Annotated in this window: 7 protein-coding genes; 5 read left to right on the top strand and 2 right to left on the bottom strand. The window is 47.7% G+C overall.

The window, feature by feature from the left end; translation table 11 throughout:
• Both RMO27_RS09750 and RMO27_RS09745 read left to right on the top strand, forming a co-directional pair.
• The coding region (locus tag RMO27_RS09750) for a hypothetical protein (protein ID WP_309731828.1) at window positions 1-238 on the top strand (238 nt) is incomplete at its 5' end.
• Window positions 239-575: 337 nt separating this feature from the next.
• Window positions 576-1,217, top strand: coding sequence for a PEP-CTERM sorting domain-containing protein (locus RMO27_RS09745; RefSeq protein WP_309731826.1), 642 nt, complete (start codon window positions 576-578; stop codon window positions 1,215-1,217).
• Between the two features lie 92 nt (window positions 1,218-1,309).
• Here RMO27_RS09745 and bchI read toward each other — a convergent pair whose 3' ends face one another.
• Window positions 1,310-2,389 (bottom strand): magnesium chelatase ATPase subunit I, encoded by a 1,080-nt coding sequence (bchI, locus tag RMO27_RS09740; RefSeq protein ID WP_309731825.1) that lies wholly within the window; start codon window positions 2,387-2,389, stop codon window positions 1,310-1,312.
• Window positions 2,390-2,754: 365 nt separating this feature from the next.
• On the opposite strand from bchI, the gene RMO27_RS09735 reads away from it, so the two are divergent.
• Window positions 2,755-4,305 (top strand): hypothetical protein, encoded by a 1,551-nt coding sequence (locus tag RMO27_RS09735; RefSeq protein WP_309731824.1) that lies wholly within the window; start codon window positions 2,755-2,757, stop codon window positions 4,303-4,305.
• A gap of 294 nt (window positions 4,306-4,599) precedes the next feature.
• Entirely contained in the window at window positions 4,600-5,037 is a 438-nt protein-coding gene (gene mscL, locus RMO27_RS09730) for a large conductance mechanosensitive channel protein MscL (RefSeq protein ID WP_309731823.1), read from the top strand.
• A gap of 66 nt (window positions 5,038-5,103) precedes the next feature.
• Here mscL and RMO27_RS09725 read toward each other — a convergent pair whose 3' ends face one another.
• The gene (locus RMO27_RS09725) at window positions 5,104-6,339 is read right to left on the bottom strand and encodes a methionine gamma-lyase family protein (protein WP_309731821.1); all 1,236 of its coding nucleotides are present in this window, start codon (window positions 6,337-6,339) and stop codon (window positions 5,104-5,106) included.
• An 81-nt stretch (window positions 6,340-6,420) separates the two neighbouring features.
• Here RMO27_RS09725 and RMO27_RS09720 point away from each other — a divergent pair, with 81 nt between their 5' ends.
• Entirely contained in the window at window positions 6,421-7,248 is an 828-nt protein-coding gene (locus tag RMO27_RS09720; RefSeq protein ID WP_309731819.1) for a fatty acid desaturase, read from the top strand.
• The last annotated feature ends 221 nt before the right edge of the window (window positions 7,249-7,469 follow it).

Here is a 7,469-nt window from a genome sequence, read left to right as displayed (position 1 = left end):
TTACGCGGGGAGTCTATGGATATCAGTACCAGCTCTACCACTGTCAGCCGATTCAAGACACTACTTCGTAATTGCACCTAAAACTGATTCGACTTCATCCTCGATCGAGCCACAATCACCAAGATCGCGATTGCGATCGCCGAACTCTACTAGTACGTATTCCCGATCTTGGCAGCCATCGACCTTCGATCGACCTAGCAGCGTAATTATGGGCGTCTACATCATTAACCAAGCATGAATATTTGCGATCGGTTGCGATCTAGGCTCGATCGACACGAGAGCTAGCAGCAGCTATCTGCGAGGAAAAGCGATAATTTCAGGTGCGATCTAGAGCTAAAATTTGGGCATACTAATTTTATAGAGAATTAGTACTTTGACTCGATCAATCGAGCTTAATTGCCTAAATTCTGAGTATAATGGCTTAGTCGCTAGTGTCATCACATACTTGACATTGATACTTTTGCAGCATAAATTGTTGTGTAAGATGAACTTCCGCAAATTATTGTTGCTGTTGGTGTTCAAACCCCCCTTTCTTTCCCTTGGTTGGATTTACAGATATTTACAGGTAGATTACTATGAAAATGACAACTCGCTCTTTTGTAAGTGGCATTGCACTCGGTGGTGCAACTCTCGCAATGGCTTTCGGTTCGGTCGATCGGGCACAAGCAGCTACTTTATTGAATGACAACTTCAACACCGAGAACGGTGCTGTTGGAACTCTAGGCTACACAGGTTTTGCAAACTGGACTGTCTCAACTGGTGTTGACTTGCTCGGAAATGGTACTTATGACATATATCCTGGCAATGGACTCTTTGTAGACTTGAATGGCGAATCAGCTGGTGCTATCACAAGCACAAACAGCTTTACTTTCGCAAGTAATGAAACAGCAACTTTGTCGTTTAATTATGGCTCCAATAACTTGGGAACCGATGGAACTAATACTAGTGCAAGAATCTTTCTGGGCGGTGTTGAGATTGCTCAATTAACCAATCCTGGCGGTTCATCTTTCGCTACTTTTAGTCAGACTTTCTCCAACCCCACTAGTGGTACACTGAGATTTGAAGCGATAAATCCAGGGACTGGTGGTATCGTTATCGATAACATTAGTCTGGTCTCTACATCAGTACCAGAACCTTCCGATTTTGTGGGTACCGCATTCGCTTTTGGTTCTGTCGTATTGCTCAAACGCAAGATGACTAAGAAAAAATTGGGCTAGAACATATTTCTAGACATTCATGCGCAACTAAAAAGCCGGTTTCTGTGCAGAAGCCGGCTTTTTTATAACTATTTGAGAGTGGGATCGATTTCTTACTTAGCAGCTAACTCTATCCCAAATACTTCAGCGAAGACTTTATTAACTTTGTAGCCAGAGTCGATCGATTCGAGGGGATCTTTGCGGAGTCGGTGGCGCAGACACAGGGCGATAATCCGACTGATATCATCTACAGTCACCTCTGTGCGCCCTTCAAAGGCGGCTAAAGCTTTATCCGCCCGGTTCGTGACGATATCGCCTCTAAGTCCGTCTACATCGCATTCCGAGCAGACTTGAGAGATTTTGACCCGCAGATCGTAGTCGAGGGAGACACTGGCGAGTCTAGTTTGAGCATCGACGATCCGCTGTTGGAGCAGGACTTGTTCGGCTTGATATTCAGTTGTAAATTTGTGGGGCTGGAGGTCGAAATCCGATCTTTGTTCGACAATTTGGACGCGGAGGGCTGGCTCTTTGACGGTGCGAATTTCGGCGTGCATTCCAAATCTGTCGAGTAATTGAGGACGTAATTCGCCCTCTTCAGGGTTGCCCGAACCGACTAAGACAAAGCGGGCGGGGTGACGGATCGAGATCCCTTCGCGTTCGACGGTGTTCCAGCCAGAAGCTGCCGAATCGAGTAAGACATCGACGAGGTGATCGTCGAGGAGATTGACCTCATCGACGTAGAGGATGCCGCGATTGGCTTTGGCGAGTAGTCCGGGTTCAAAGGCTTTGACGCCCTCGGCGAGTGCCTTCTCGATATCGATCGTCCCACAGACGCGATCTTCAGTTGCACCGAGCGGTAAATCGACCATCGGCACTTTTTTGGTAGCGACGGGAAATGTGGCATGTGTAGTTAAAAATTCTTGACGCAGCTCCTCGCTCATCAAATCGGGATCGCTGGGGTGGCTGTTGAAAGGATCGCCAGCAACGACATCAATTTCTGGTAGCAAATCTGCTAGTGCGCGAATCGTCGTCGATTTACCCGTACCGCGATCGCCCATGATCATCACGCCACCAATAAAGGGGTCGATGACATTCAATAACAGAGCTAATTTCATTTCCTCCTGCCCCACAATAGCAGTGAATGGAAATACAACCCGACGCGCTGTAGCGGGCGATTGGATAGTAGCAGTCACGATCGTTACCTATATTAAATAATGTTGATTATTGCCCTACATTATAAGTGGTAGCGGGACGGGCGCGGGGTCGAGATCGAGATCCCCACGTACTAACGTGAAGGGGAATCGATCGTCCAGAGCGACGATCGTTGGTATAATTTCGATGCCGGAAATTGAGCGATCGACAAGTATTTGTGCTGGCAACTAAGCGCGAACGAGATCGCCACCAGGGGCTGAAGGTAAATGAATGATGGTACTTTCAGCATAAAGTCCAATTAGAACGATCGAGTCAACAGATATAATATTGAGCGACTTAACTGATTTGTGGCATACCAAATTAGATGGCACATGATATTGCTAACCAATTTTAGGAGGTATGTTGCTTGAATAATGCAGTTAACGATCTTGGCAATAGTAATTTCTGTGACGATATTCAGGATATAGACTTGGAAATTGGCCAACTAGCATCATCTTCACCCCGACTCAATGATCATGAGAGTGCCAGAATGCCCCTGCCGATCGATTCTGGAGATTTAGCCGCACCGTTACAACTGCCTGTGGAGAAAGATCTAGCGTGGCATTCGATCGCCGCTCGACAGCCCGATTTTGGCGCGATGCTACCAGATCGACAGACCGATCCCGATCGCCAATGGCGGCACGATGCCTTAGAGCAAAGTTCCGATTGCGTCATGAGTGTGGATGCCGCTTTGCTGCAAGCTGCTAGTCACGATCCCCGCCAATTCGACAGCCCGCCCACAGATGTCAATGCCGAACTCGATTTGTTGCTCGGAGCTTTGCAGCTAACGACCCCACAGCCGCCACCACTAGCATCGCCCGTCACTACCAACGACTCTATTACGAATATTCAATCGCGGATCTCGACTGTCGCACCTGTTACCCACACGCAGCAGTTGCTGCAAGAGCTAAATGATGCCCGCCAGCAACTTACCACCGCCCAAACCCTCCTGCAATTATTAAGTCGGCGCAATCAAGCTCAAGTCGATCGAGTTGATGCCAATACTCAAGCAGTCAAGCAAATTAAGTTTCGCACTCAACAGTTAGCACGGTACAGCAAAAGTCAGGTAGAAACCGTGCGCGAATCGATCGATGCCTTTGATCGAATTCGGATGGAGATCGTGGCTACGCTGGATCGAGTTGGCGGTTACGAGCAGCTCCGAGGGCTGGGCGTTCAAATCGAAACTGCCCGTCAGAACCTACTCACTGCCAGCGATACAGTTACAGAGACCATTCGCGAACGAATTGCTGCCGAACGTGCAGCTTTTGATGCCTCTCTCCGATCGCTCCAACGCGAATTTGCGGCCCATCATGACGATTCAGCAGCTAAATTACGCCAGTATCAACAGTCAGTTGAGAGTTTAATGCAAACGATCGCCACCGATCGATTGCAAACTGTACAGATCAACATAAAACTTCGCGAAATCTCTGATTTAGGCGATCGCCTGACAATGATGCACGAGCGGGTTGTCGAAAAATCCCAACCCCTGCAATTCAAAATTTCCCAAATCGAGCGGAGTTTTGGCGAACTCTCCCAATCGATCCAATCGGAAAAAGAACAGTTTTACGAATTAACTGTGGAGACGATCGAAAAAGCCGATCTGCTCCGCTCCCAACTGACACAGATCGCTAATCAGATCGAGAACGATCGAGTGATGATTTCTCAGCTTCAGGCTGATATCTGCTCGATTCATCAATCCATCCCCATCCAGATCGATCGCCAATTAAACAGCGCATTAGATGTGCGAGATCGAGAACTGCTAGCGATCTGTGACGATCTCCAAGCTCGCCATCATCAGGGAGTTGTGACCATCAAAAGACTTTCTACCTGGCTGTGGATCTTGTCTGTTGCAGTGGGAACTATTTCCATCTTGTCGATCTGTATTGCCGTCAGCTTCAAGCGAGCCGCGCTATTTTAGTGCCTAGCATTGACAATTATTGACACGATCGGCCAGATTATGCAGTTAATTCCAGTCGAGCTAACGAGCTGTTTCAGATATTTATTCAGCGTTGATCGCGCTAGAAATCCCTACTTAAATCGATCTGCTAGATATTAGTCTAGGTAGCGATTGCATACTATTTGCAACATTTACAACAGTTAATAATGTTAGTCAAATTGATCGCTTAAAAAAGCTCGATTTGACTAACAACTAAGATATAATAATCTTCCAAACCACTATTTATTAAGATTGAGATAGGAACAGCTAAAAATTATGACAATGAGATCTTCTAGAACGGCTGCGACCGGATTTGTTAAAGACTTTCAAGACTTTGTGATCAAAGGTAACATTTTTGACTTGGCGATTGCCGTGATCATGGGTGGTGCATTTGGGAAGGTAGTTGAGTCCTTCATCAAGGATGTAATCACCCCTGCAATTCTCGAACCAGCAATCAAAGCCAGCGGTGCTAAGGACTTGGAAAGTTGGATGGTTGGCGCAGCCAAGTTAGGCTTGTTTATCTCCAATATCATCACCTTTATCGTGATCGCCCTCGTCATCTTTTTAATGGTTAGAGCGATGGCCAAATTCAAGCGAAAAGAGGAAAAGATGGACGCAGCAGATACGAAAGAGTGTCCGTACTGCTTATCGACAATTCCGATCGCGGCTAGCAAATGTGGCCATTGTACTTCGGATTTACCGCCAACCATGTAGGTTTTAGACTTTAGACCTGAGGTTTTAGGGGTCAGGAATTAAATTAATTCCTGACCCCTAAATTGTTTATTGATCGAGTGCTGCAATTGCGGCTATTGCTGCTTCGAGGGCGATCGAGATATGCGTCCAATGGGTGCCTCCCTGACAAAAAGCGGTGTAAGGTTCGCGCAAGGGGCCATCAGCCGAAAATTCGGATGTACTCCCATCGATAAATGTCCCCCCCGCCATAATTAGCTCGCTCTCATAGCCGTGGAGATTCCCCGGCACGGGATCGACATAGGCATCGATCGGCGAATTTTGTTGGATCGATCGACAAAAAGCAATCAGCTTGGCGCGCGAACCGAGTTTAATCGCTTGAATCACATCGCGACGTGGTGCCAAAGGTAAAGGATTGACGGGATAGCCTAATTTATCGAATACATAGGCGGTCAAATGATTGCCCTTCATCGCTTCGCCGACCATTTGGGGCGCGAGAAATAAACCTTGAAATAACAGCCGATTTTGGTCGAAGGTCGCGCCGCCAGAGGAACCAATCCCTGGTGCGGTGAGCCGACAAGCTGCCGCCTCCACCAAATCCGCTCGCCCCGCCACATAGCCACCCCCAGTGGCGATCGTCCCGCCGGGATTTTTGATGAGCGAGCCAGCAATCAGATCGGCACCGACGGCAGTCGGTTCGCGATCTTCGACAAACTCACCATAGCAATTGTCCACGAAACAAATCGTCTCGGGGTTTTGACGCTTGACGATCTGAATAATCCGCTCGATGTCCGCGATCGATAGGGACGGTCGCCAAGCATAGCCGCAGGAACGCTGAATTAAGACCATCCGGGTCTTGTTTTTGATCGCATGACTCAAAGCATCCCAAGCGATCCCCCCGTCGCTCTCCAGGGCTAATTCGCGGTAATCGATGCCAAATTCCTTGAGCGATCCCTGTCCGCTACCTCTAGTGCCGATTACTTCCTCCAAGGTATCGTAAGGCGCGCCGACGACAGACAACAATTCATCCCCAGGTCGCAATACCCCAAATAGAGCACACGCGATCGCATGAGTGCCAGAGACAAATTGCACTCGGACGGCAGCAGCTTCTGCCCCCATAATTTCCGCGAAAACTTGATCGAGCGTTTCGCGACCCAAATCGTCGTGTCCGTAGCCGCTGACACTGCAAAAATGTCGAACACCAACGCGGTGACGAGCATAAATTTCCAAAACTCGGCGGAGATTACCCTTGACTTGGCCGTCAATACCATTAAAAATCAGTGATAGTGCCTTTTCTGCTGATGGAATGATTAATTCGCCGTTCATGATTCAATGGGATAAATTATTTGTTTGTGGGATCTGAACGCAGATCGGGCATCTTATTCAAACTCTTCATAGGTTATCTCAATGACTGTTGCCGCATCAACAAAACTTCGTCTGGACTGGACGATGATTATCGCGCTCGTAATCTTTCACATTGGCGCGATCTGTGCTTTTTTGCCAGGACTATTTAGCTGGCAAGCTGTCGGGGTCGCATTAGTGCTGCACTGGATTACAGGTGGATTGGGGATTACGTTAGGCTGGCACCGCCTCTTATCTCATCGGAGTTTTCAGGTTCCCAAGTGGTTAGAGTACTTTTTTGCTTTTTGCGGCACGTTAGCCTTGCAAGGTGGGATTTTGTGGTGGGTAGGGTTGCACCGACACCATCATTTGCACTCAGATGAAGATGTCGATCATCACGATTCCAAGAAAGGCTTCTTGTGGAGCCACGTCCGTTGGATGTGTTTTGAAGTTCCAGCCGAAAGCGATATTCCCCGCTTTACCAAAGATATTGCCGACGATAAGTTTTACCAGTTTTTGAATGAATACTTTTTCCCATTGCAAGTCGTGTTGGGCGGAGTATTGTATGCGATCGGTGGTTGGCCGTTTGTGTTCTGGGGTGTGTTTGCACGGTTAGTGATCGTTTATCACTGTACTTGGTTGGTCAATAGCGCGACCCACAAGTTTGGCTATCGCAATTTTGAAACTAGTGATCGCTCCACCAATTGCTGGTGGGTGGCAATTACGACCTACGGTGAAGGCTGGCACAACAACCACCATGCTTATCAGTATTCCGCACGGCATGGGATGAAATGGTGGGAAATCGATATCACTTGGATGACAATTCAGGTGCTGCAATTTCTCGGTTTGGCAACCAAAGTTAAGTTAGTCGAATCGGGAACTGCGAAAGAATAAGCCCGATTTATCTAAGCTGTTTGAATTGTCACCTTGAGCTATTGAACTGCCGACAATTTCTCCGTTTTCAGTGGGAGGAGTCGATCTCCAGTACCGAGATCGCCTCTGCTTGCAAATCAGATGAGATATGCTAATATGTTTAAGCGGTAAATCAAGACCGCTTAAAATGCGAGTGTAGTTTAGTGGTAAAACTATAGCCTTCCAAGCTATTGATGCGGGTT

Origin of the sequence: Chamaesiphon sp. OTE_75_metabat_556 (assembly GCF_031378165.1) — a bacterium.
Taxonomy (GTDB): Bacteria; Cyanobacteriota; Cyanobacteriia; order Cyanobacteriales; family Chamaesiphonaceae; genus Chamaesiphon.
Note: the sequence above shows the minus strand (reverse complement) of the source record. Positions and strands in the feature narration are given on the sequence as shown.

Excerpts from the sequence above, each read along its gene's own strand:
- RMO27_RS09725 (WP_309731821.1), bottom strand. The coding sequence starts at position 6,339 with ATGAACGGCGAATTAATCATTCCATCAGCAGAAAAGGCACTATCACTG.
- mscL (WP_309731823.1), top strand. The coding sequence starts at position 4,600 with ATGACAATGAGATCTTCTAGAACGGCTGCGACCGGATTTGTTAAAGAC.
- RMO27_RS09720 (WP_309731819.1), top strand. The coding sequence starts at position 6,421 with ATGACTGTTGCCGCATCAACAAAACTTCGTCTGGACTGGACGATGATT.
- RMO27_RS09745 (WP_309731826.1), top strand. The coding sequence starts at position 576 with ATGAAAATGACAACTCGCTCTTTTGTAAGTGGCATTGCACTCGGTGGT.